This is a genomic window from Proteiniphilum sp. UBA5463 (assembly GCF_002427225.1).
Taxonomy (GTDB): domain Bacteria; phylum Bacteroidota; class Bacteroidia; order Bacteroidales; family Dysgonomonadaceae; genus Proteiniphilum; species Proteiniphilum propionicum.
In genome coordinates, this window is record NZ_DIQL01000056.1 from 199402 (window position 1) to 223976 (window position 24575).

Sequence of the window (24575 nt, forward strand, 5' to 3'; positions counted from 1 at the left end):
GTTATTAATAATAAAACAATTTTTCATCGGATGATAAATTAATAATCCGGATAAAAAGTGTAATTTTGTATCAATTATAATAAAATATTTCTCAATGGAGGAACGAAATATCATGCAGGTTTTCCTGCTGCCTGTTATGGCAGTGTTATTGTTTTTCTCTTGCAACAACAATGGAAGGAGCATGTTCAAAACTGAAAACAGTGTCGGATTTGACACAATCATGGTGGCTGAACGCAGCTATCTGGAAGAAGACACAACCAAACCATACTGCGACATAAGGGTGGAGTTTGTTTACCCTGTGAATAGCGGTAAGGCAAGTCTTGATACCCTGCAGCGTTTTTTTGTCAAAAGCATGCTGGGTCAACCGTATGACTCGCTGGCACCTGCAGAAGCGGTTAAAGCCTATGTGAATAATTATATCGAAAATTATAACTACGATGCAACTACCTACCGGGAGTCTGCGATTGATATGTTGGAGATGAATACCCTGATTCCAGGCATTGACCTCTTAGAAAGTGAACACTTCCCGGAAGATGTTTTTTACTCATACTATGAAAGCCTTTCCGATTCAATCGTATTTAATCGATCAGGAGTGCTTGCCTTTCAGGTAAGACAGTCAAACAACAAGGGGGGATCAACATCGTACGATTCGTATCGCAATTACGTGATTAATCTTAATACGGGACAACAGGTGACCGAAAACGAAATATTCAATGCCGGGTACGATATTGCATTGCAAAGCCTTATCATTGCTTCGTTACTGGATAAGAACAACGTTAAAACGGTGGAGGAACTGGAAGATCTGGGCTATTTTGGTGTCCTTGAAATTGTTCCTAACAAAAATTTCCTGTTGAATGACAAAGGGATTATTTATACATACAACAAGGGGGAGTATTCAGCTTACCAGCTTGATGCACCTCAGGTATTTATTCCCTACAGTTTGATACGGTCACTGTTGAGAGAAAACAGCATAGCTTATAAATTAGCCGGATTACAGTGAAGATTATTGAGGCCTATTTCCCGTATCTTGCAGATAATCAGAAAAAACAGTTTGATGCTCTTTTCGGGCTCTATTCTGACTGGAACGCCAAGATTAATGTGATATCCCGCAAAGATATTGATAATCTCTATCTGCATCATGTGTTGCATTCACTGGCCATTGCCAGATACACATCCTTCGCACCTGGTACGTTCATTATGGATGTGGGCACTGGAGGAGGTTTCCCGGGAATACCACTGGCCATTCTTTTCCCGGATGTGCAATTTTTACTTCTCGACAGTATAGGAAAAAAGATCAGGGTGGCGGCCGAAGTATCAAAGTCGTTGGGATTAGCAAATGTAGATGTCATACATTCGCGGGTTGAAGATGAGAAACGGAAGTTCCATTATATCGTGAGCCGCGCAGTGATGCCGTTGCCGGAACTTATAAGGCTTACACGCAAAAATATCTCCAAAGAACATATAAATGCACTTCCTAACGGGGCCTTTTCCCTGAAAGGTGGCGACCTGACAGCCGAACTGCACCCTTTTAAAAGGATTGCAGAAGTAGTCTCTCTTTCTGACTATTTTTCAGAGCCTTTTTTTGAAACGAAGAAATTGGTATATGTCCCTATCTGATGAATGTTTTATCTTTCTTTAATCATCACAGGTTGAAATACTGTACAAAAAGCAAAAGCGCCCTTCCCTACATGTTGAATATTTTATCTTTAGCTTAAAACCGGTAAATTCAAAAGAAAGCTTTATATTTGTGGTAAGAATTTCGCTTTGAGAATTGAACGGATATTGATCTTATTTGTATGAAGATAAAAACATTCGAATTTAATCCACTGGGAGTGAATACATACGTTTTGTCAGACGAAACAAAAGAGTGCGTAGTAATTGATGCAGCCTGTTTTTATGCTGATGAGAAGGAGATATTGCTTAATTATCTTTTCGACCATGACTTTGTGGTAAAACACCTGCTGAACACACATCTACATTTCGATCATATTTTCGGTGTAAACACACTTGCTTCACAGTTTGAACTCACTCTTGAGTGTCACAAAGCTGATGAATTTTTGCTTAATGATATACCAGGACAATTACGACTGTTTGGAATTCCTAACTCAAACTCAAATTATAAACCTGAAATTGGAAATTACCTTAATGACCAGGATATTATCGCTTTTGGAAATCAATCACTGAAGGTGATACATACACCAGGCCATTCACCCGGTAGTGTAGTGTTCTACAGTGAAGATGCAGGATGCGTCTTCAGCGGAGATGCTCTCTTTTACACAAGCATTGGACGTACCGATCTCCCCGGGGGCAGTTATGACGAGCTTCTTGATAGTATTCATTCAAAACTATTCTCGCTGCCTGACGAAACAGTCGTCTATTGCGGTCACGGGCCTGCTACTACAATAGGGTTCGAAAAAAAGAACAACTCTTTTGCAGGAATTGCAACCTGACACCTTAAGTGAAAATTAATTTATTGCATGAAGCGAGAATTATTAATAATAAACAATAATATAAAAACAGATTTTACCTGTATATTTCATTATGATGGAAATGGAACAATTTAAAAACCGCCATATCGGTATCAATGAGGCCGATAAAAAAAAGATGTTGGGAGTAATAGGATTGTCGTCTATGGAAGAACTTATAAATCAGGCAATTCCCTCGGATATACGTTTGGCGGAGCCTCTGTCGCTGCCCAAGGCTCTATCGGAAGCGGAGTATGCCGAAGAGATTGCTCAGATAGCATCTCAAAACCGTATTTTCACATCTTACATCGGTATGGGATGGTATGATACTGTTACTCCTGCGGCTATATACCGCAATGTGTTTGAAAACCCCGTTTGGTACACCTCATACACACCTTATCAGGCTGAGATATCACAGGGCCGCCTGGAAGCACTGCTCAACTTTCAGACAATGGTAAGTGAACTAACGGCATTACCGCTCTCAAACTGTTCGTTGCTTGATGAGGCTACTGCAGCCGCAGAAGCAGCTACTATGATGCATTCATTACGAAGCCGCGGCCAGGTCAGGAATAATGCAGATACACTCTTCGTCGATGAAAATATCTTCCCGCAAACTCTTGCCGTGCTAAAAACGCGAATGAAATATAGAGGTATTGAGATAGTTACTGGCGATTTCAGAACTGTCTCTTTAGAAAAATCTTTCTTTGGCGCTATAATTCAGTACCCAAACAGCAATGGGAACGTGGATGATTACCGTACGTTTGTGGAAAAGGCACACGCTGCCGATTGCATGGTTGCTGTGGCTACCGACCTGATGGCACTTGTGATGATTACTCCTCCGGGAGAATGGGGTGCTGATATTGCCTTTGGCAGCAGTCAGCGTTTTGGTATTCCAATGTTCTACGGGGGGCCTTCAGCTGCCTTTTTTGCTACCAGAAATGAATATAAACGCTCCATCCCGGGACGTATTATCGGAATATCAAAAGATGTCTATGGGAAAGAGGCCCTGCGCTTGGCGCTCCAGACGCGTGAGCAGCATATAAAAAGGGAAAAGGCAACCTCGAACATATGCACGGCCCAGGCTCTTCTGGCTACAATGTCGTCGTTTTATGCCGTTTATCATGGGCCGGAGGGGTTAAAAAAGATTGCCCGCCGCATTCATTCAACAACTTCACATGTGAGTGATGAGCTCGTGTCAATGGGATATACACAACTCAATGAAACATATTTTGATACACTAAAGGTTGGCCTGCCCGAAGGCATCACGTCACAGGATATTCGTGATAACGCCGAAATGAGAGCAATCAACCTGCGTTACTTCAAAGGCGGGGAGATAGGTATCAGTATTGATGAAACTACAAACAGTTACCGTGTGCATGAACTGCTGGCTGTGTTCGCAATGGCTGCAGGAAGCTCAAAAGTGTTTATGATAGATGAACTGCCGGAAAAAATAACCCTGAAAGCTGAGCAGCTCAGAAGTTCGGAGTTCCTTGCTCATCCTACCTTTAACAGTTACCATACAGAGACAGAGCTTATGCGCTACATTAAAAGGCTGGAAAGGAAAGACATCTCTCTGGCACACTCCATGATCTCACTCGGATCATGTACGATGAAGCTGAACGCTGCCTCTGAGATGCTGCCCTTGGGCTTTACCGAACTTCAGCGTATTCATCCCTATGCCCCTGTAGAACAGGCGGGTGGATATATACAGATAATTGAGGAGCTGGAGAGGATGCTCTCAGAGATCACCGGGTTTGCTGCTACAAGCCTTCAGCCAAATTCCGGAGCTGCCGGAGAATACACGGGACTGATTACTATTGCTGCTTATCTTGAAAGTATTGGCGAGGGGCACCGTAAGGTGGTGCTTATCCCTGCTTCGGCACACGGTACAAACCCTGCCAGCTCGGTACAGGCCGGTTTCATACCGGTTACGGTTGCAAGTGATCCGAAAGGGAACGTTGATATGGACGACTTGCGCCAAAAGGTTGAACAATATAAAGATGAGCTGGCTGCATATATGATCACCTATCCTTCTACCCATGGAATATTTGAGACTGAGATAAGAGAGATGTGCCGTCTTATTCACGAAGCAGGTGGACAGGTATATATGGACGGTGCCAATATGAACGCTCAGGTTGGACTCACCAACCCGGGTACTATAGGTGCAGATGTATGCCACCTCAATCTGCATAAGACTTTTGCAATTCCACACGGTGGAGGCGGACCAGGGGTGGGGCCTATATGCGTGGCTGAACACCTGGTTCAGTTCCTTCCTGGCCATCCGGTGATGTTTCAATCAGATACAAATACGGTTTCTGCAGCACCTTACGGCAGTGCAGGCGTACTTGAAATCACATATGCATATATTCGTATGATGGGTGCAGACGGTCTGAAGGAGGCCACAGAAGCTGCAATTTTAAATGCAAATTACCTGGCCGAACGGTTGAACGATATATATGGAATTGTATATCGCGGAGCACAGGGAAGGGTAGGACACGAGCTTATTCTTGACTGTCGGGGCCTGAAAGAGATATCAGGGATAACCGAGACTGATATAGCCAAGCGACTTATCGACTATGGTTATCATGCCCCTACGCTCTCGTTTCCGGTGCATGGAACACTTATGGTGGAGCCTACAGAAAGTGAAAGCCTGTCGGAGCTGGACCGGTTTGTGGAGGCTATGCTGCAGATCCACACTGAAGTATTGGAAGTATCACGCGGTGAGTATAGCCCGGAGGATAATGTACTTGTGAATGCTCCACATCCTGAATACGAGGTGGTGGCCGATGAATGGAAGCATGCTTACTCAAGGAGTAAGGCTGCATATCCATTGCCGTTTGTTGCTGAGAACAAATTCTGGGTAAATGTAGCACGTGTGGATAATGCCTACGGCGACAGAAATCTTGTCCCTTGCCTCTGTCTGGGCTGAGGTTAAGTGATAACAGTGCAAACTACATTAAAGAAGGCATTTCCCCTTTCTCGAAAACCACAAGTGGAGAGTTGGAAATGTCTTTTTTGAATCTATTTATTACCTGATCATTCACTTCCGTAAGAATTACTTTTACGCGGTTTATCATAACATCGGGATAGGCTCCTGCAAAATGCACCATCACGGGATGATCTTCGGGAATAGATTTGTTTACAAGAAATTCATCAATTTTGTCCATTACCTGCATCATCTGCCGGTAGGAATATTGAACAACCTCTATTTTGAAATCGTCAGAACCAAGAACCTTTGAAAGCCTCTCCCTGCTCTCCTCTCTGTTTGCTGTTACGGCAATAACAAAAGTGCCGCTGTTGTCAATAAATGAGCCACCGTAGTAATCGGGATAAAGATCGGGATCCGACTCTCTTTCCATCCAGTCAGGACTAAAATAGGTCATTAGCTTTTCATGCATTTCCATAGCGATACGTTCTTTAACAGCAGGGTTGTCAGATATTACCCCGGCAGTTGATCCGGGTGAGTCAAGATGACTTTTGCTTTTTTGCTGCCGGTTGCATGCAACTGAAAAGGAAAGTATCGAAAAAACAGTAATCAGGTAAAGTACTAATTTACTCATACGATATATATATCTAAATATAAGGTGTTTAACTATGCTTTAATGCTACTGTCAAATGAAAAACGTTCTGCTATTTCATCTATTGCCTTCTTACATCTGACCCAAAACATTGCCAGTGAAATGATTTGCGGTAACACCAACATATGTGAAAACTGAATATATAACATATTAGAAAAGCTTTTGTTTGTTTATATCTGAAATTCCCGCATTTTCTAACCAGATAATTTGAAAATACATTTAATTTACTGATATATAGGCTAAGTTCAATTTAGAAGTGCAACTTTCCCGGTAAGTTTTATATAGGTTTTTTAAACAAAAACATCGACTCCATATCGTATAATGTATTAAATTTGCCTAATTGGGGGTACTATAGTTTTTTTTTTTGCTTCCTGATAGTGAATTTATTTACCTTTGTGTTTTATAAATGTTTAAATAAACAACTTCTTATGCTGTTTAACGCAATTAAAAATAGTTTGTTGGTTGCTCTTTTACTGCTGCTTATCACTGCTTGTCAGAATAATGACCCCGGTGAGAATGCCGCATGGCTGCGAATCAAGCTTACTGATGCTGCTTCTCCTGTCATTAAAGAGCTTTATCTTGATATAAATGGGATAGAGGTGTTTGTCAACGATTCTAAAAACAGTAAAGGCGAATGGATACCTGTCAGCTTTCAGGGAAGTGAATACAACTTGTTTAAACTGATGAACGGCAGAACTGTCTTGCTTGCGGAACAGTACATTCCTGCGGGGGGAGTACTTCAAAAAATAAAACTTATACCCGGAAGTAATAGCAGGATGATTTCCAATACTTCACAGTCAATATCGCTGCAGCTGCCACCCGAAATAAGGGAAGGGATAATTATAGATAATGTTAATGCAGAGCTCTATGCAAATATAATATCCAGTATTGTTATTGATGTAAACGCCTCTCTGTCTGTACGTGAATTGAACGGAAACTATTTTATATATCCAGTGGCAAGGGCATTTTCTGAAACATTCGGAGGTAAGTTGCGTGGATTTGTGGAACCAGTTGAAGCTGCTGCATTCATAGCTGTGGTGCATGATACAGATACTTTCATGACACTTCCCGAAGCAGATGGTATGTTTATGTTTACAGGCCTGGCAGAAGGGACATGGGAGGTACATATGATCGCTAATCCACTGGCTAACTACCGTGATACGGTTTTCACCGACACCATTGTTCAGGGACAAATAACTGAAATAAGGCCTAAACCAGTTCGATTGAAACCTGTCTGACTTCATTGCCAGAGATGCTTAACTTAGGAGATATTCCATTACGAAAAGAACAGGAATGAGGAGTGTAAATATTAAATACATGCTGAAATGATTAAATGGAGCCACCTGGTGGCTCTATTTAAATTATTTTCACAATCACAAATGTACAATAAGCGGCATCTTTATTATCTTTGTATAAATAATAACGTAAAGCAATGTGCAGAAAACAAGTTGACTTGCCAGTATGCCATCAAGAGAAACGACTATAAGTAGTGAACAATTAACAAATACTGAACACGAATGAAAAGATTCCATTTCGCATTGGTTTTAGCCGCCCTGCTGGTTTTAGGAACATCCTGCAAACCTAAACAAAGTGCTTATAAGCAAGTTTATGAGGCCGCAAAAGAGAGAGAAATGCAGCAGACTGCATCTCAGCCCGCAGTGGTTGTAAAAGATGCTAGCCCTCTTCCTCCAGTGGAGGTTTCGGTAAGAAAAGAAAAAGTAGAACCTGTTTACCCGACCGATGCTGCAGGATTGAAAAAATTTAGTGTGGTAATTGCCTCATTAAGCGTGAAGCTGAATGCCGAATCACTGAAGGCACGTATGGAAAACGAAGGTTATAACGTGATTCTGGCTCAAAATGAACAGGGAATGTACCGTGTAATCGTTGCCAGTTATGACAATAAGGATCAGGCAGCAGCCAGGCGTGACGAGATTTACAGTACTTATTCTGCAAAAGGAAGCACCGATTATCTGAGAAGAACCTATGGGGTCCCTTTCAATGATCTCTGGATTCTGGAAAGAGAGTACTAATCTTAAGCCATAGGACCTACGCTTATCTGCCGGCTTTGTTCTGACAATGTATAAATAAAAGCTGCCCGTTATTTTCTATAATGTGGTAGCTTTTTGTGTGATAATTATATGAGAGTTATATTTTTAGGTACTGGAACCTCAACCGGTGTTCCACAAATTGGTTGCAAGTGCAAGGTTTGCAGATCATCCGATTTACGCGATAAGAGGCTTAGAGCATCCGTGTGGATTGAGGTAGATGGCAAGGTAATTGTGATTGACTGTACACCCGATTTCAGGCAGCAGATGCTACCCCTCCCTTTTGGGAAAATCGATGGCCTCCTTATCACTCATGAACATTACGATCATGTAGGGGGAATTGACGACCTTAGGCCATACTCAGTTTTCGGATCTGTGAATCTTTATATGGAAGAGCATCTTGAGAATACCATCAGGGATAGAATGCCCTACTGCTTCACACAACATAAATATGGCGGTGTGCCTGATATTACAATAGGGAGAATTAATTATAATGAGGATTTTTACATTGGAGATGTAAAAGTGACTCCAATCCGTGTGATGCATCACAAGTTGCCAATTCTGGGGTTTCGTATTCACAATTTTGCTTACCTGACAGATGTGAGAACAATTCCCGAACCGGAATATGAAAAACTTCAGGGATTGGATATGCTTGTTATAAGTGCACTTAGGAAGAAGGAACACGTTTCTCATCTTACGTTGGAGCAGGCTTTGGAGATAGCTAAGAGTACAGGTGCAAGGAGCACTTTTTTTACACATATGAGTCATGAAATGGGACTGCATGCGGAAGTTGAGCGCGATCTACCATCCAACATTTTCTTTGCATACGATGGGTTGGAAGTCATGATCTGATAAAGTACAACTTGTTATTAAAATGACAACTTACAACCATGCAGGTGAGCAGAAACTGTAATTTTACAGGTGAGTGTTTTTGTTTTTTTAACCTGTTTCCATGCAACGTTTTATCACTGTTCACATCTTAAAAATTAGTGAGGGATATATTGATAAAAGTTCTTAAGAGTCGCCTCTTTCAAATTGCTGAACTATGAAATTGATAATTCCGGGACTTTAAAACAACATCGAAAAAAATTATTTATCTATTAAACTATTAAGATGAATTTTAGTCTCAGAATGTGAGAGATAAAAATTATTTACAAACAAATATAAAAAAGGGGAAACTATGAAAGCTAAAAAAATAATGCTCGCGGTTTTGCTGGTCGCAGTACCCTTCTTTGGTTTCGCCCAGGAATGGGATGATATTTATGCCGATCCTGCTCAGAATGAACCGGTAAAGGTTCAAAAAGAGAAAAAGGAGCAACAGAAAAAGAAAGTAGTGATTGTTCAGGGTAAGGCATCTAATATGGATGTGACAGCTAACGGCAGAGATATAGACGAATACAATCGCCGAGGCAGTTATAATAACGGTGAGCCTGCAGATACAGATAGTTCCGGCGAATATGAAGCTTATGAATATACAGATAGGATTGTTCGTTTTCACGATCCGGAATCAAGCATCAAAATAACAGGTGCCGATGAAGTTATTGTATATGTAGGTGATGATATATATGAAAGTTATAATAACCGCGGATTGGGTACCAATATTTACCTTGGTATGGGATGGGGTTCTTATTATCCATGGTACAACAGCTGGTATTACCCTTGGTATGATCCATGGTATTATGGCGGATGGTATAGCCCGTGGTATTACGGCGGATGGTACGATCCGTGGTATTACGGTTTCGGCGGGTGGTACGGATGGCACAGCCCATGGTACAACAGATGGTATTCGCCTTGGTATTATGGCGGCGGATGGTACGATCCATGGTATTACGGAGGAGGCTACACTCACGGATTTTATGACGGATTTTATAGCAGCCTGACCAGAAATCGATCGGGAAGAAGCACAGGCGTTTACAGAACAAGCTCAGCTAACAGGGCATCTTCTGCAACGGCAGGCCTCTCAGGCAGATATTCCGGCATGTCAACACGCGGTGTAGTATCGGGCAGATCTTCAGGAACATCCACTCGAAGTAACGTATCGGGAAGAACAGCAACTTCCCTCAACAACAGAGGATCATCTACTGCTCCGAGAACCAGAATAATTGACAATTCAGGCAGGATGTACGATTCCAGGACAGGGCGCGTAATAGACCGTTCCGGAACCACATCCCGATCGAGCTCAGTCAACAGATCGGCAGAATCTTCCAGGTCGAATGAATACAATAGCGGAAGAAGTTCAGGCAGGTCATACGAGAGGAACGCCACTACTCCTTCAAGAACATATCAGAGAAGCTCATCAGCTCCTTCGAGTTCATATAACAGAAGCTCTTCAACAAGCAGCAGAAGAGAAAGTTACTCCGCACCCTCCAGAAGCAGTTCATCCGAGAGGAGCTCATCCAGCTATTCTGCTCCAAGCAGAAGCTCATCATCAGGCTCTTTTGGTGGAAGCAGCAGTAGCAGCGGAGGTAGTAGCCGGAGCTCAAGTGGAAGCAGCGGGCGTTCCAGCGGGAACCGCAGGTAAACAGTATAGAATATATCTGTAAATACAAAATAAGGCTGCCTCAGAAAATTGCAGAGGTAATATTTATGAGGGAGCCTTTTATATACTAAAAAAATAATTGTGCTAAAAGAATTAACGAATCATATAAATCATTCATTCATATCTGAAACATGATTACCGATAGTTCCATATCTTGTATATATAATATATAAATCGTATGAAAAAAATCACATATATATTTTTCTCACTACTCATTTTTTCGGCATCCCTGCTTGCACAGGGAGAGGTTGATGCACAAAGGTTCTCGCGCGAAGACCTGCACGGAACCGCACGTGCCATATCTATGGGAGGAGCGTTTGGTGCACTGGGAGGTGATCAGACAGCAATTTCCATCAACCCGGCAGGTATTGCAGTTTACCGCAGTTCGGAGGTAGTAGGGACGCTCAGTCTGTATAATGAGAAATCGACCGTTGGAAGTAACGATGCAAACAAAACCCATTTTAATTTCGACAATCTTGGGTTTGTGGGTTATTTCCCTTTAAGAAACGATGTGACACCTCTCATAAATTTTGGGTTTTCTTATAATAAGATGAAATCGTTCTATAAGAAAGTTACGGCTTTAGGAAGTCCAAACAGCACATTAATTGATTATATTGCTGACAGGAGCGCGGGAATTGATCCCGACAAATTAAAGATGGGTGATGAGCTGCCTGATCCGTTTGAAACACAAAACTGGTTATCTGTTCTGGGATATAACTCATACCTCATAGATCCAGTGAATGACGGAGCCTATTACGATCCCGTAAATACAAAGGGTGAGAGGGCCCTCAACGAGATCAGAACATCTGAGAGCGGCTATATTGATAATTATGATTTCACTGTTGGTACCACCATCAATTATGTTCTGAACATCGGTTTGTCACTCTCTGTTAAAGATGTATACTACAGGCTTGTTTCCGATTATCTGGAAGATTTTAAAGATGGCGGATATACTTTAACAAACTGGCTGAAGACAAGTGGCGCGGGAGTAAGTGCCAAATTAGGTTTAATTTACAGGCCCTCAAATACATTGAGACTTGGGCTTGCATACCATACACCCACATGGTATGCACTTACTGAAACATATAGCGCTCAGATTGATGATGATATGGGAGCTTATATTTCAGATCCGAATTATAAACCCGATGTAACATATTCAGCTATTTTTTCCAACAATTATGATATGAAGACTCCTGGAAAATGGGTAGCAGGAATTGCAGCCGTTTTGGATAACAGATTCATAGTTAGCATGGATTATGAACTTGTTGATTATAGTAAGATGAAGTTGATTGTTCCATCCAACTCTTCGGTTTCATCAAGCTGGTATGATATCGATAATGAATATATCTCGGTCGATTTCAGGCCTGCGTCAACTGTTAAGGCAGGAATGGAATATCGCTTTACTCCTCAATTCTCAGGCAGATTGGGATATGCATGGATGCAGAATCCTTACAAGGCCGAATTCAGGAATAGTGGCGATGCTGCTGTTGCCGGCTCTAACACCATTTACAGGATGGAGGGCGATGCGAACTATTTTACCGGCGGTTTCGGATATCGTTTCAACAGAAACTTCTTCCTCGATCTGGCACTTGTTTACAAGACCCAGAATGACGACCTCTACCCGTTTCCGAACCTTTATACGGAAAATAGGGAGGAACTTGTGATTGACGCAACTCCCTTTACCTTAAAAAATAACTCTTTCAGAGGGTTGGTAACATTAGGGTATAAGTTTTAAATAATTGAATCTCTTTAAACTGATGGCCGGGATAAAATCCCGGCTTTTTTTTACCTTTTTCGGTAAAAAAAGGTACCTTTGCACCATTGGAAATCAATATTTAAAATTCAGATCAGATGTCAGAAGAACAAAAAGGTTATCTCTCTGCCAGTGGAAAGAGAAAAGTAACTACACATCGCCTTCTGGAGATGAAGCAGAGGGGAGAAAAAATATCAATGCTCACGGCGTATGACTACTCTATGGCTTCAGTAATAGACTTTACTGGAATTGATGTGATTCTTGTAGGCGACTCAGCATCTAATGTTATGGTTGGAAACACTACCACACTTCCTATTACGGTAGACCAGATGATATATCACGGTAAATCTGTGATGAATGCAGTAAAACGTGCCATGGTGGTAATAGATATGCCTTTCGGAAGTTATCAGGGAAACCCGTATGAGGCTGTCTCCAACGCTGTTAAAATAATGAAGGAGACTCAGGCCGATTGCCTTAAACTGGAAGGAGGCAAGGAGATTATTGAGGCGGTAAAGGGCATATTGAATGCTGGAATACCAATTATGGGACACCTGGGACTTATGCCCCAATCAATAAATAAATACGGGACTTATGCAGTGCGTGCACAGGATGATGATGAGGCCAGAAAGCTCATAGAGGATGCACTTCTTCTTCAGGAAGCAGGTTGTTGCTCGCTTGTTCTGGAAAAGATACCTGCCGAATTGGCAAAAAGGGTGGCGTCTGAACTCACTATCCCTGTAATTGGTATTGGCGCCGGTCAGCACGTTGATGGTCAGGTTTTGGTGATGCACGATATGCTAGGGCTAAACAAGGGCTTTTCACCGCGTTTCCTGCGCCGTTATGCCAATCTGTTTGGTGATATAACCACAGCTGTGCAAAAATACATAAACGACGTTAAATCATCAGATTTCCCTTCGGAAGATGAGAGTTATTGATTTTTATCGTTGATCTATATCAAGCTTGAATCAGCTAAACAACTGTTTTTAATTTCATAGAGTATTACACCATTTAGGTGTACTGCTGAGGTGATGTTGTAATTTGCAAAAGAAATTCATGAAGACGTTATAATTCTTTTTCAAATATTATAACTTATAAGATCTTTGTAGCCAGGTATTTCCATAAGGTACCTGTAGGCTCGGTTTTCATAATCAATCAGGCAACAGTAATGTCTCATTCCATTGGAAACAACAATATAGGGCACCCTCAACACACTGCTGTATCGTGCAGCCTGATCGAACACCTCCCGGGTGATGGTTGTTTCAGGCTCTTTATACTCCACAATCATCAACGGCTTAAGATTGTTATTATAAATTACAGTATCGCATCGTAGCGTGAGTGAATTAAGTTTTATTGCAGTTTCGTTTGCAATGAGCGAAGCAGGATAGTTTTTCTCAGTGATCAGATAATGTACAAAGTGTTGGCGTACCCATTCCTCGGGAGTAAGTGCCACATATTTCCTACGCAGGGGATCGAATATCTGATGTCCGTTGTTGATTTTTCGGATTTTAGCATCAAATGATGGTAAATTTAATTCGTACATTTGTATCTTTGTTTAACTAACCGGTCCATATGATTTAATCATTACGGTTTCATATAAAACAAAATTACCGCTTTTTTATGAGAACAAAACAAGAAATTGTGGAGAATTGGCTCCCAAGATATACTAAACGGCCGTTGAACGAATTCACGAAATTTATTCTTCTGACCAATTTTCAGAAATATGTGGAGATTTTTGCTCGCTATTTCGATGTACCCATTGTGGGAGCAGATGCCAATATGCCTAACGCGTCGGCAAACGGGATTACCATCATTAATTTTGGTATGGGTAGTGCTAATGCAGCCACTGTTATGGATCTGCTTAGTGCAATAGCACCTACGGCTGTTTTGTTTCTGGGGAAATGCGGTGGATTGAAATTGAGGAGCGACCTGGGTGATTACATCCTGCCCATTGCTGCAATCCGTGGTGAGGGAACATCGAACGACTATTTTCCTCCGGAAGTACCATCACTGCCTGCATTTAGCCTGCTTAGGGCAGTTTCGTCAAATGTGCGTGATTTTAACCGCGATTACTGGACAGGTACTGTTTATACCACCAACCGCCGTGTATGGGAGTATGATGAGGAGTTTAAAAACTATCTGCGGCAAATACGGGCCATGGCGGTAGATATGGAGACTGCAACACTATTTACATGTGGTTTCGCCAATCATATTTCCACAGGAGCACTTCTGCTTGTGTCTGATCAACCTCTTATTTCAACAGGTGTGAAGACAGAAAAAAGCGATCAGCTGATAACGGAGCAATTCGTTGAAGAGCATGTTAAGATAGGCATAAAATCGCTTTCTTCTATTATGAACAAAGGATCCACTATCAAACACTTACGTTTCGACTGGTAACCTGCATCAGGTAATTTTTATTATTATTATTATTATTATGGCTATATCTGTCAAATCCTCTTATGATTCTATACGCAACGATATTCTGAAACGTAATTTCAGTCCTGTTTATCTGTTTATGGGTGAGGAGTCCTATTTTATAGATGAGCTGACAGAGTTGTTGTCTGAAACTGTTCTTACTGAAACGGAAAAGGACTTTAATATGCTTACCTTTTACGGCGTTGACTCTGATGTAAATAATATCATTGCCACTGCACGCCGTTTTCCTATGATGGCAGAACATCAGCTCATTATTGTGAAGGAGGCACAGAACCTGGAAAGGTTTGAGCTCCTGGAGGTTTATGCAAAAAACCCTATGCCCACCACCGTACTTGTGATTAACTACAAACATGGTACGGTTGACAGGCGAAAGTCTGTGGCCAAGAGCATTGAAAAGGCAGGTGTTGTATTTGAATCGAAGAAGCTATATGAAAACCAGATACCGGCTTTTGTCACTTCCTATCTAAGGGAGAAGGATATCACAATTGATGAAAAATCGGCCCAGATGCTTGCCGGCTATGCAGGTAACGATATTAGCAAACTTATTCCGCAGCTCCAGAAGCTGGAGGTTTCGTTGCCAGAAGGATCAAGTCGTATTACAGCGGATCTGATAGAAAAGAATGTTGGTATCAGCAAGGACTATAATAATTTCGAATTGCTGAATGCCATTATCGAAAAAAACAAACTTGTTGCCAACAGGATTATGGATTATTTCGGCAAAAATCAGAAGGATAACCCAATGATGGCAACGGTGGCTGTTCTATTCAATTATTTCAGTAACCTGCTTGAGTGCTTTTGGCTTCCACAGAAAAATGAACAGAGTATCATGAATGCTCTAAATATAAAGTCACTCTATATTGTTCGTCGCGATTATATTCCCGGATTACGAAATTACAACGCTAACAAAGTAATGGAGATTATCTCTCTTCTAAGAACCTATGATGCACGTTCCAAAGGGATAGACAACGTGTCGGCATCGCAGAGCGAGTTGATGAAAGAACTAGTATATAAAATCATGCATTGACAGATATCTCACATCGGAGATTCTCCAAAATGGGTCAGGGGTGATACTTGACAGTTGTAAAAACAATATATGAGTCCTCTCCGTAAACTTCAAAACCCAATTTTATCGGTTTACAACTTATTGAAAATCAATGACCATCTTGTGAAATTTTCAAGAAAAAAGACTTATCGGAGGAGACTCATATATAAAACAACTAACTGAAAAACTTCAGGGGATCTGCTTCCCTCATCTTTTTAACCACTATTCCTGATTTTTAAATTCTACTTTATTTATATAGCTGGCGGGTATAGATCGTATAACTCCGCCAGGTGACTGGGCAATTTATGCTGCGCCAAGAGCGGCGATTAGTGTATAGATCTCATAACTCCGCCAGGTGACTATTTGCATTTAGTTGAAATAGAAGAAAACATATACTCATTTGGATTATGTCTCGACGCGCAAATGTTTAGCTTTTGCATAACATTTTTGTTTAGACATTACAATATTTGTCAAATTTTTGGCTCGATTTTAAATCGCTGAGAGTAACGAATTTTCAACATATGTATATCTATGTCAGATTTATGGGATTCTCAGAGAAAACAGATTTGTTAACACTGCAATCAGCATTATTTTTATTACAAATGTGTAAAAAGTAAGCCGGGACAGTTGGAACAAATGTAAATAAAGGAATGCAATACATATGTTACACGTCATGAAGGTTTACACTTTTACTTTAGTTACATTTCTATATTCAGCGATTTAACACTACCATATACCATTCTTTTATTTATATATATAGGTATAGATGAATATATTAGTGCGATTTATTGAATGTTTGGATCAGGTTTTATAATAGATGGAAGCACTGTTTGCAGATATGATGTTAAATAATTGATTAAATTTATATTTAATGAACATTATATCAGCTTTATACGGCAAATATATAAATATAATATTTATATATTTATAGGTGGATTTTAATCAGGGTACAAATGTATCTATACAAATGTAAATCAGTTCGCAAACAATTGTAATTTACAAATATAAACACGTCCTATTTTCATTTGTAAATATTTTATTATACATTTGTGGCGTTACTTTTGTAATAAAATCATGCTGCTATATATCGTGTAACATTTAAAAGGCCTGTTTATGAAAGATCGAATCAAACTTATCATGGAAAAAGAGAACCTGACTCCGGCGAAATTTGCTGACAAGTTACAAATCAACAGGGCAATTATTTCTCACATATTAAACGGAAGAAATAATCCAAGTCTTGATGTGGTTACCAAAATATTGAGCGAGATAAACTGCATAAATCCCGAATGGTTGATTAATGGAACGGGAAAAATGTATAAAGATGGTTATAAATCTGAATTAATTTCCAAAGATCCTGATTTATTCAATCAGGTTGAAATAAAACCTGATAAAGTACCTGAGATAGTTGAAAAACCTAAGGATTTTGAGTTAAAACATGCTGTAAATTACCATCAGATATCTGAAAACAAGCATGTTGAACAGGTCAAAATGATTGATAAAAAAGTTACCCGGATAATTATTTACTACAGCGATAATACTTTTGAGACCTTAACTCCTGACCGGGTGTGATTGCAGGCTATTCTTTTTTAATATAAATACGCGCGACTTTCAAATGGGGCTATAAATATGATAAACAATCGAAAACCATGCTTGCAAGGTATATTGAATGTTTATATCTTTGGATTGACGGTACTAAATATTATTTAATAACCGTAAATATGTGTATATCGTTAATAATGCTGCATGATGAAAGTAAAGAGGCCGGGTACACAATCGTGTTTAACTTCAAGTGAGGTGAACTTTATAAACGAAACGGAGAGCCGGTCAATGGCAGCTCCGGGACCATCGTTGCGACTTATTGATGCTATCGTATTTATTATAGGCATAGTGATTGGTGCCGGGATTTTTAGAACACCGTCAGTGGTTGCGGCCAACACCCCTGACACTTTTTGGTTTTTGGTATTGTGGGTTATTGGAGGAATAATTTCGCTTTTAGGTGCGTTTTGTTACTCTGAACTGAGTTCTACCTTCCCTAATGCAGGCGGAGACTACAATTTTTTAAAATTGGCTTTCGGGGAAAAATTTTCTTTCCTTTTTGCCTGGTCACGTATCACTATAACACAAACTGGTTCCATTGCTATTCTAGCCTTTATTGCCGGTGATTATTTGTCCCAGCTGCTCCCTTTGGGCGTTTTCTCATCAGCTTTTTATGCAGCTGTAATCGTTATTACACTTACATTGATAAATGTATTGGGAATTAAGTTTGGTGTGGGAATGCAAAAGATTATGATTCTTTTGCAGTTTATTGGCATTTTAATAATTGTGCTGGCAGGATTATTTATAGAATCATCCGTTACAATGGAAATTCCGGGAGGCCACCCGGAAATAAGCAGGTTATCAGGCTCATCAATCAGCTTGGCGCTTATATTTGTATTATTAACGTTCGGTGGCTGGAATGAAGCTGCATATATCACCTCCGAGTTGAAGACCGGCAGTCGTAATATTGCACTGGGACTGATTATCAGCATTTTTATTATCACATTGATATATATTCTTATCAACCTGGCATTTCTGAATGTGCTGGGACTTGAAGGCGTGGCTGCTTCAGAAGCTGCAGGGGTTGATATGATGAGGGCCACACTTGGTGAAAAGGGTGTTGTAATGATAGGTGTATTAGTCTCACTCTCTGCACTAACTTCATTGAATACAACCATTTTTACCGGTGCGAGAACAAACTACGCGTTTGGAAAGGATTTTGAAACGATTGCTTTTCTGGGAAAATGGAACAGTGAGAAATCTGCGCCTGTAAATTCACTTCTATTACAGGGTTTTATATCTATTTTACTTATCACATTTGGAGCTTTTACCCGCAATGGTTTTGAGTCTATGGTTGAATTTACTGCTCCTGTATTTTGGTTTTTCTTTTTGTCTACCGGGTTGAGTTTGTTTGTATTGAGGAGAAAAAAGCCTTTTGTAACACGACCGTTTAAAGTGCCGGCATATCCTGTAACACCAATTCTGTTTGTATGCTTTTGCGGTTACATGCTTTATTCAAGCCTCTCATTTACAGGAACAGGCTCACTGATGGGAGTCGCCCTGCTATTGATAGGTTGGTTAATTTCACCCCTATTTATGTCTTCACACCAGTGATCTTGGTATGAATGTCCGGGTAAACAGAATGAAATCGATTATTGGATTCAACGTTGTGAAAATAAAAATTAAGATGTACTTTTGTATTCTCAGATTAAATAGCTGAAATAGTATGAAAGTGCTCGATTTTACTGTTCGCTCCAATATAGCATTAAACAACAGAAATCATTTGATCAAGATTTCGCCGGCTAACGAAGAAATATTACCGGAAATGTTCCCTGGCCAGTTCGTTCAGATTCTGGTCGATAGTTCACCACGAGTCTTTTTAAGGAGGCCGATATCAATCAACCTGGTAGATATTGAAAAGAACGAGATTTGGCTTCTTATACAAAAAGCAGGTGAGGGAACAGGGAAGATATGTGAAACGAAACCAGGCGGAACCATAAACATGATATACCCTTTGGGAAACTCATTTACCATGCCCTTGAAGAAAGGGCAATATCTGCTTGTAGGTGGAGGGGTAGGTACGGCACCACTGCTTTTTTTAGGTAAAAAAATGAAAGAAAATGGATTTAAACCATCTTTTTTACTGGGAGGTCGTACAGAAAAAGATATTTTGCAGAGAGCAGATTTTGAACGTTATGGCACAGTTTACTTTACAACTGAAGATGGTTCACTGGGAGAGAAAGGATTTGTAACCAGTCACTCACTGTTGCAGGAGAAGCAGTATGATTTTATCTACACCTGCGGTCCCAAGCCAATGATGATGGCAGTTGCACGATATGCGCACGATAAAGGCATAGGATGCGAAGCTTCACTTGAGAATCTTATGGCATGCGGATTTGGAGCTTGTCTATGCTGCATTGAAAAAACTATAAAAGGAAACGTATGTGCCTGCACAGAAGGGCCTGTTTTTAACATAAAAGAACTCACATGGCTAGATTAGAGGTACAAATAGGAGATTTAAAGCTTAAAAATCCGGTAATGACTGCTTCCGGTACGTTTGGTTATGGTACGGAATATGCCGATTTTATTGATTTGGGGCGGCTTGGAGGAATCTTCGTGAAAGGAACAACACTTGAGCCCCGTGAGGGTAATGATTACCCCAGAATGGCCGAAACTTCATCGGGCATGCTCAATTCGGTAGGGCTTCAGAATAAAGGTGTGGACTATTTTGTTGAACATCTTTATCCGGTTATCAAGGAGTACAATACCCATATGATCGTTAACGTATCGGGTTCGTCTATTGAAGATTATGTGGCTTGTGCGGAGAAGCTCGCCGATCTGGAAAAGATGCCTGCCATCGAGCTGAATATCTCCTGCCCCAACGTGAAAGAGGGAGGTATGGCGTTTGGCACATCATGTGTTTCAGCAGCACACGTAACCAGGGAGGTACGTAAGGTATTTCCTAAAACGCTGATAGTTAAGTTGTCGCCTAACGTTACCGATATATCCGGGATTGCCCGTTCGGTAGAAGATGAAGGTGCCGATGCAGTGTCGCTGGTTAACACTTTTCTTGGAATGGCTATTGATATAGAGAGCAGAAAACCCAAGCTTTCTACAGTCACTGGGGGATTATCAGGCCCGTGCATCAAACCAATTGCGTTGCGTATGGTGTGGGAGGTTTTTAATGCAGTAAAAATTCCCATTATCGGCATTGGGGGGATCAGTAACTGGCAGGATGCTATTGAATTCATACTTGCCGGTGCTGTTGCGGTGCAAATAGGGACATACAATTTCATCGATCCTGCAGTATCGGTGAAAGTTGTGGAAGGTATCAATAACTATCTCGACAGGCACAATATCTCCTCCATAAAAGAGTTAGTGGGAAAAATGATTGTAAATTAGATGATTTTGATAATATTTGTTTTTAATTTAGCCTTAAAACTATCATTATGCACTTTTTAAAAGGTTTTTATTTGACAAAATGAATAAAAACTTTATCTTTGTACTTTCAAAATTGTAACTCACGGTAAATTAAATATGTCAAAATTGCAAATTCCTAAGGATTACAAACCGCTCCTGAACCTGAAACAGACAGAGTTGGGAATAAAGAATATTAAAGATTTTTTCCAGGTCAATCTGGCTTCAGAACTGCGTTTGCGCCGGGTAACAGCTCCTCTTTTCGTGGAAAGCGGTACAGGTATAAACGATGACCTGAACGGTGTGGAGCGGCCTGTACGTTTTCCTATAAAGGATATGGGCGACAAGAGCGCTGAGATAGTGCACTCTCTTGCAAAATGGAAACGGTTAACCCTTGCCGAATATGAAATTGAAGAGGGGTTCGGTATCTATACCGATATGAATGCTATCCGTGCCGATGAAGAACTCGATAACCTGCACTCGCTCTATGTTGATCAATGGGATTGGGAGCTTGTAATAAATGAAAAGGACCGGACTGTGGATTTTCTGAAACAGATAGTCAGGCGTATATATGCTGCAATGCTACGTACTGAATACCTTGTTTATGAGCTGTTTCCTGCAATCAAACCGCAGCTTCCTGCTCGGATCACCTTTATCAACGCCGAAGAGTTGCTACAGAAGTATCCCGAAATGGATGTTAAGCAAAGAGAGGACGCTATCACAAAGGAGTATGGTGCCGTATTTGTGATTGGAATAGGAGCACCGCTGTCCAATGGTGAGCCTCATGACGGGCGGGCACCTGATTACGACGACTGGAGCACTTTAAATGCAGAAGGTTATCCCGGGCTCAATGGCGATCTGCTGGTATGGAATCCGGTTCTGGAGAAAGCTGTTGAATTATCTTCAATGGGTATCCGTGTTGATTCCAGATCGCTGAAGCAGCAGCTGAAGCTGTGTGGCAAAGAAGATCGTCTTTCGTTATATTTTCACAAAAGACTTATTAACAATGAGCTCCCACTCTCTATAGGAGGCGGAATCGGGCAATCTCGCTTGTGTATGTACTATCTTCGCAAAGCACATATCGGTGAAATACAGGCTAGCTTATGGCCACATGAAATGAGGAAAGAAGCGATGCAAAAGGGTGTTTTTCTTATTTAGCTGAACTTTCTGATTTACCCAAGGAATGCTTGAGTATGTTGTAATTATCAGATTATGATTATGCTGAACTCTTGTTCGATGGATAATTTTAGAAACTTAAATCATGAATAAAGTATGGATGTGAAATTGGAACAGAGCTGGAAGTATCAGCTCGATAAGGAATTTAAAAAACCTTATTTCAAGAAACTTACAGATTTTGTTAAGCATGAATATTCAAACAAAACAATTTATCCTCCCGCAAAATTGATTTTCAACGCTTTTGACAGTTGTCCTTTCAACGAAGTGAAAGTGGTAATTGTTGGACAAGATCCCTATCATGAACCGGGTCAGGCTCACGGTTTATGCTTTTCTGTGAACAATGGGGTGCAAATACCTCCGTCACTTATAAATATATATAAAGAGATAGAGAGCGACCTGGGAAAACCTGTTCCCCGTTCAGGAAACCTGGAACGATGGGCAAAGCAGGGGGTACTTCTGCTGAATGCAACCCTAACGGTTCAGGCACATCGTGCCGGATCGCATCAGGGAAAAGGGTGGGAAGAGTTCACCGATGCAGTAATCAGGCATTTAGCTGAAGACCGTGATCACCTGGTATTCATTCTCTGGGGTGCCTATGCGCAAAGAAAAGGTGCTACAATTGATGCGAACAGACATTTAATTTTAAAATCACCACATCCTTCGCCGCTTTCTGCTCACCGGGGATTCTTTGGTAATAAACATTTCAGCAAGGCAAATGATTACCTCCAAGCTCACGGAAAAAAACCTGTCGACTGGTGATAACAAAACACCGACTTTACCCTACGCTGCCTTCCAGGCTTATCTCGAGTAATTTCTGTGCTTCTACAGCAAATTCCATGGGGAGCTTGTTAACTACCTCTTTTACATATCCATTCACTATCAGGCTTACAGCTTCTTCTTCACCCAGCCCTCGCTGGTTGCAATAGAAGATCTGGTCTTCACTGATCTTTGACGTTGTAGCTTCATGCTCCAGAATGGCTGTAGGATTTTGAATATCAGTGTAAGGAAAAGTGTGAGCGCCGCAATGGTCGGTAAGCAACAGGCTGTCACATTGTGAGTGGTTACGTGCATTATCAGCTTTTTTGGCCACCTTTACCAGCCCCCTGTAGCTGTTCTGGCTGCTTCCCGCGGAGATTCCCTTTGAAACAATTCGGCTACGTGTGTTTTTTCCCAGATGAATCATCTTTGTTCCCGTATCTGCCTGCTGGAAATTATTGGTGACAGCCACAGAGTAGAATTCACCCACAGAGTTGTCGCCGGCTAAAATGCATGAAGGGTATTTCCAGGTTATAGCCGATCCGGTTTCTACCTGTGCCCAGGAGATCTTAGAATTGTTCCCTTTGCAGATACCCCTTTTTGTCACAAAATTATAAACGCCGCCTTTACCATTTTTATCACCCGGATACCAGTTCTGTACGGTTGAGTATTTAACTTCGGCATTTTCTAGAGCTATAATCTCCACGATGGCGGCATGAAGCTGGTTCTCGTCGCGCATAGGGGCAGTACAACCCTCAAGGTAACTCACGTATGAGTCGTCATCGGCAACAATAAGTGTACGTTCAAACTGTCCCGTGTTGGCGGTGTTAATGCGGAAATAGGTGGAAAGTTCCATTGGGCAGCGTACTCCCTTGGGTATATAAACGAAAGACCCATCGCTAAACACTGCCGAGTTTAAAGCAGCGAAATAATTATCCTTGTATGGAACAACTGTTCCCATATATTTCTTAACCAGATCGGGGTGATGTTTCACTGCCTCGCTGAATGAGCTGAAAATTATCCCCTTTTCGGCAAGTACCTCTTTGAAAGTGGTTTTGATGGAAACACTGTCCATAACCGCATCCACGGCAACACCGGTCAGCTGCTTCTGTTCTTCCAGCGGTATACCGAGACGTTCAAAGGTATTCAACAATTCAGGATCCACCTCATCAAGGCTTTTCGGACTTTTTTTATTGGTAGGATCTGCATAATATATGATATCCTGATAATTAATCTTCGGTATCTTCAGGTGTGCCCATTCAGGCATCTTCATGCTGAGCCATTGATTATAGGCTTTCAGCCGGAACTCCAGAAGCCACTCAGGCTCATCCTTTTTCATTGAAATCAGTCGTACTACGTCTTCGTTCAATCCCTTTTCAATTACAAAAGTCTCAACATCAGTAGTGAATCCGTATTTGTAATCCTGATTGGTTAAATCTGTTAATATTTGATTTTGATCTAATTCTTGCATATCTGATATCTATTTGTCGGCCGGTTAAGCCGGTTTAAAATCACCGGATAACACATCCGATAATTGATAACAACAATTTAGTTGTTTTGTTTATGCAAAGTAACCATTTTCTCTCCAAAATGAGAAATAATTAATAACTTGCGAGGCCCTATCAAGCAGCTAAACCATTATTTATCTTGTATACTACTCCAATGCAAAGTAAGGTTCCGGCATGCTTGTAATGAAACACTTGGTACCATTGAGATCTTATAGAAGATTATCATTGTTAAAGCATTCGGGCTTGATGAGGCATTTTATTCATTCACAAGTTTAAACTGTGGCAAAGAAAGCAAAAAAATAAGACGAGCAAGGGTTTAAAATTAGC

At 40.9% G+C, this 24575-nt stretch carries 21 protein-coding genes; 18 read left to right on the forward strand and 3 right to left on the reverse strand.

The window, feature by feature from the left end; all coding sequences use genetic code 11:
• Positions 1-94 precede the first annotated feature (94 nt).
• From B3B27_RS10500 to gcvP, 4 genes are all read left to right on the forward strand, one after another.
• On the forward strand, positions 95-1000 hold the full coding sequence (locus B3B27_RS10500; RefSeq protein ID WP_238866740.1) for an RsiV family protein: 906 nt from the start codon (positions 95-97) through the stop codon (positions 998-1000).
• Positions 997-1617, forward strand: coding sequence for a 16S rRNA (guanine(527)-N(7))-methyltransferase RsmG (rsmG, locus tag B3B27_RS10505; RefSeq protein WP_238866738.1), 621 nt, complete (start codon positions 997-999; stop codon positions 1615-1617). The genes B3B27_RS10500 and rsmG overlap by 4 nt, the downstream gene beginning before the upstream one ends.
• A 179-nt stretch (positions 1618-1796) precedes the next feature.
• Positions 1797-2450, forward strand: coding sequence for an MBL fold metallo-hydrolase (locus B3B27_RS10510; protein ID WP_238866736.1), 654 nt, complete (start codon positions 1797-1799; stop codon positions 2448-2450).
• Between the two features lie 94 nt (positions 2451-2544).
• Positions 2545-5394: an aminomethyl-transferring glycine dehydrogenase gene (gene gcvP / locus B3B27_RS10515; protein ID WP_238869476.1), complete on the forward strand. Its 2850-nt coding sequence runs from the start codon at positions 2545-2547 to the stop codon at positions 5392-5394.
• A gap of 22 nt (positions 5395-5416) precedes the next feature.
• On the opposite strand, the gene B3B27_RS10520 is transcribed toward gcvP, so the two are convergent.
• The gene (locus B3B27_RS10520) at positions 5417-6025 is read right to left on the reverse strand and encodes a hypothetical protein (protein WP_238866734.1); all 609 of its coding nucleotides are present in this window, start codon (positions 6023-6025) and stop codon (positions 5417-5419) included.
• A 446-nt stretch (positions 6026-6471) separates the two neighbouring features.
• On the opposite strand from B3B27_RS10520, the gene B3B27_RS10525 reads away from it, so the two are divergent.
• The 6 genes from B3B27_RS10525 (at position 6472) to panB (ending at position 13315) form a co-directional block, all read left to right on the forward strand.
• The gene (locus B3B27_RS10525) at positions 6472-7281 is read left to right on the forward strand and encodes a DUF4382 domain-containing protein (protein ID WP_238866732.1); all 810 of its coding nucleotides are present in this window, start codon (positions 6472-6474) and stop codon (positions 7279-7281) included.
• A 279-nt stretch (positions 7282-7560) separates the two neighbouring features.
• Positions 7561-8073 (forward strand): SPOR domain-containing protein, encoded by a 513-nt coding sequence (locus tag B3B27_RS10530; protein WP_238866730.1) that lies wholly within the window; start codon positions 7561-7563, stop codon positions 8071-8073.
• A gap of 108 nt (positions 8074-8181) precedes the next feature.
• On the forward strand, positions 8182-8940 hold the full coding sequence (locus tag B3B27_RS10535) for an MBL fold metallo-hydrolase (RefSeq protein ID WP_238866728.1): 759 nt from the start codon (positions 8182-8184) through the stop codon (positions 8938-8940).
• 328 nt (positions 8941-9268) lie between these two features.
• On the forward strand, positions 9269-10609 hold the full coding sequence (locus B3B27_RS10540; RefSeq protein ID WP_286847404.1) for a hypothetical protein: 1341 nt from the start codon (positions 9269-9271) through the stop codon (positions 10607-10609).
• A 196-nt stretch (positions 10610-10805) separates the two neighbouring features.
• Positions 10806-12362, forward strand: coding sequence for an OmpP1/FadL family transporter (locus tag B3B27_RS10545; RefSeq protein WP_238866724.1), 1557 nt, complete (start codon positions 10806-10808; stop codon positions 12360-12362).
• A gap of 116 nt (positions 12363-12478) precedes the next feature.
• Positions 12479-13315 (forward strand): 3-methyl-2-oxobutanoate hydroxymethyltransferase, encoded by an 837-nt coding sequence (gene panB, locus B3B27_RS10550; RefSeq protein ID WP_286847405.1) that lies wholly within the window; start codon positions 12479-12481, stop codon positions 13313-13315.
• Positions 13316-13455: 140 nt separating this feature from the next.
• Here the strand turns inward: panB and B3B27_RS10555 are convergent, their stop codons facing one another.
• Complete coding sequence (locus B3B27_RS10555) at positions 13456-13920, reverse strand: type I restriction enzyme HsdR N-terminal domain-containing protein (protein WP_238866720.1); 465 nt, start codon at positions 13918-13920, stop codon at positions 13456-13458.
• Between the two features lie 77 nt (positions 13921-13997).
• On the opposite strand from B3B27_RS10555, the gene B3B27_RS10560 reads away from it, so the two are divergent.
• From B3B27_RS10560 to ung, 8 genes are all read left to right on the forward strand, one after another.
• Positions 13998-14774 (forward strand): AMP nucleosidase, encoded by a 777-nt coding sequence (locus tag B3B27_RS10560; protein WP_238866718.1) that lies wholly within the window; start codon positions 13998-14000, stop codon positions 14772-14774.
• Positions 14775-14811: 37 nt separating this feature from the next.
• Positions 14812-15837 (forward strand): DNA polymerase III subunit delta, encoded by a 1026-nt coding sequence (gene holA, locus B3B27_RS10565; protein ID WP_238866715.1) that lies wholly within the window; start codon positions 14812-14814, stop codon positions 15835-15837.
• A 1155-nt stretch (positions 15838-16992) separates the two neighbouring features.
• Positions 16993-17424 (forward strand): helix-turn-helix domain-containing protein, encoded by a 432-nt coding sequence (locus B3B27_RS10570; RefSeq protein WP_286833283.1) that lies wholly within the window; start codon positions 16993-16995, stop codon positions 17422-17424.
• Between the two features lie 174 nt (positions 17425-17598).
• The gene (locus tag B3B27_RS10575) at positions 17599-19005 is read left to right on the forward strand and encodes an APC family permease (protein ID WP_238866712.1); all 1407 of its coding nucleotides are present in this window, start codon (positions 17599-17601) and stop codon (positions 19003-19005) included.
• A gap of 112 nt (positions 19006-19117) precedes the next feature.
• The gene (locus B3B27_RS10580) at positions 19118-19891 is read left to right on the forward strand and encodes a dihydroorotate dehydrogenase electron transfer subunit (RefSeq protein WP_238866711.1); all 774 of its coding nucleotides are present in this window, start codon (positions 19118-19120) and stop codon (positions 19889-19891) included.
• Positions 19879-20793 (forward strand): dihydroorotate dehydrogenase, encoded by a 915-nt coding sequence (locus B3B27_RS10585; RefSeq protein WP_238866709.1) that lies wholly within the window; start codon positions 19879-19881, stop codon positions 20791-20793. The genes B3B27_RS10580 and B3B27_RS10585 overlap by 13 nt, the downstream gene beginning before the upstream one ends.
• A 135-nt stretch (positions 20794-20928) precedes the next feature.
• A complete protein-coding gene (gene asnA / locus B3B27_RS10590) occupies positions 20929-21966 on the forward strand; it encodes an aspartate--ammonia ligase (protein WP_286847406.1) in 1038 nt (345 codons plus the stop codon).
• Positions 21967-22080: 114 nt separating this feature from the next.
• On the forward strand, positions 22081-22743 hold the full coding sequence (ung, locus tag B3B27_RS10595; RefSeq protein ID WP_238866705.1) for a uracil-DNA glycosylase: 663 nt from the start codon (positions 22081-22083) through the stop codon (positions 22741-22743).
• 16 nt (positions 22744-22759) lie between these two features.
• Here the strand turns inward: ung and sufB are convergent, their stop codons facing one another.
• The gene (sufB, locus tag B3B27_RS10600; protein ID WP_238866704.1) at positions 22760-24211 is read right to left on the reverse strand and encodes a Fe-S cluster assembly protein SufB; all 1452 of its coding nucleotides are present in this window, start codon (positions 24209-24211) and stop codon (positions 22760-22762) included.
• Positions 24212-24575: the final 364 nt, after the last annotated feature.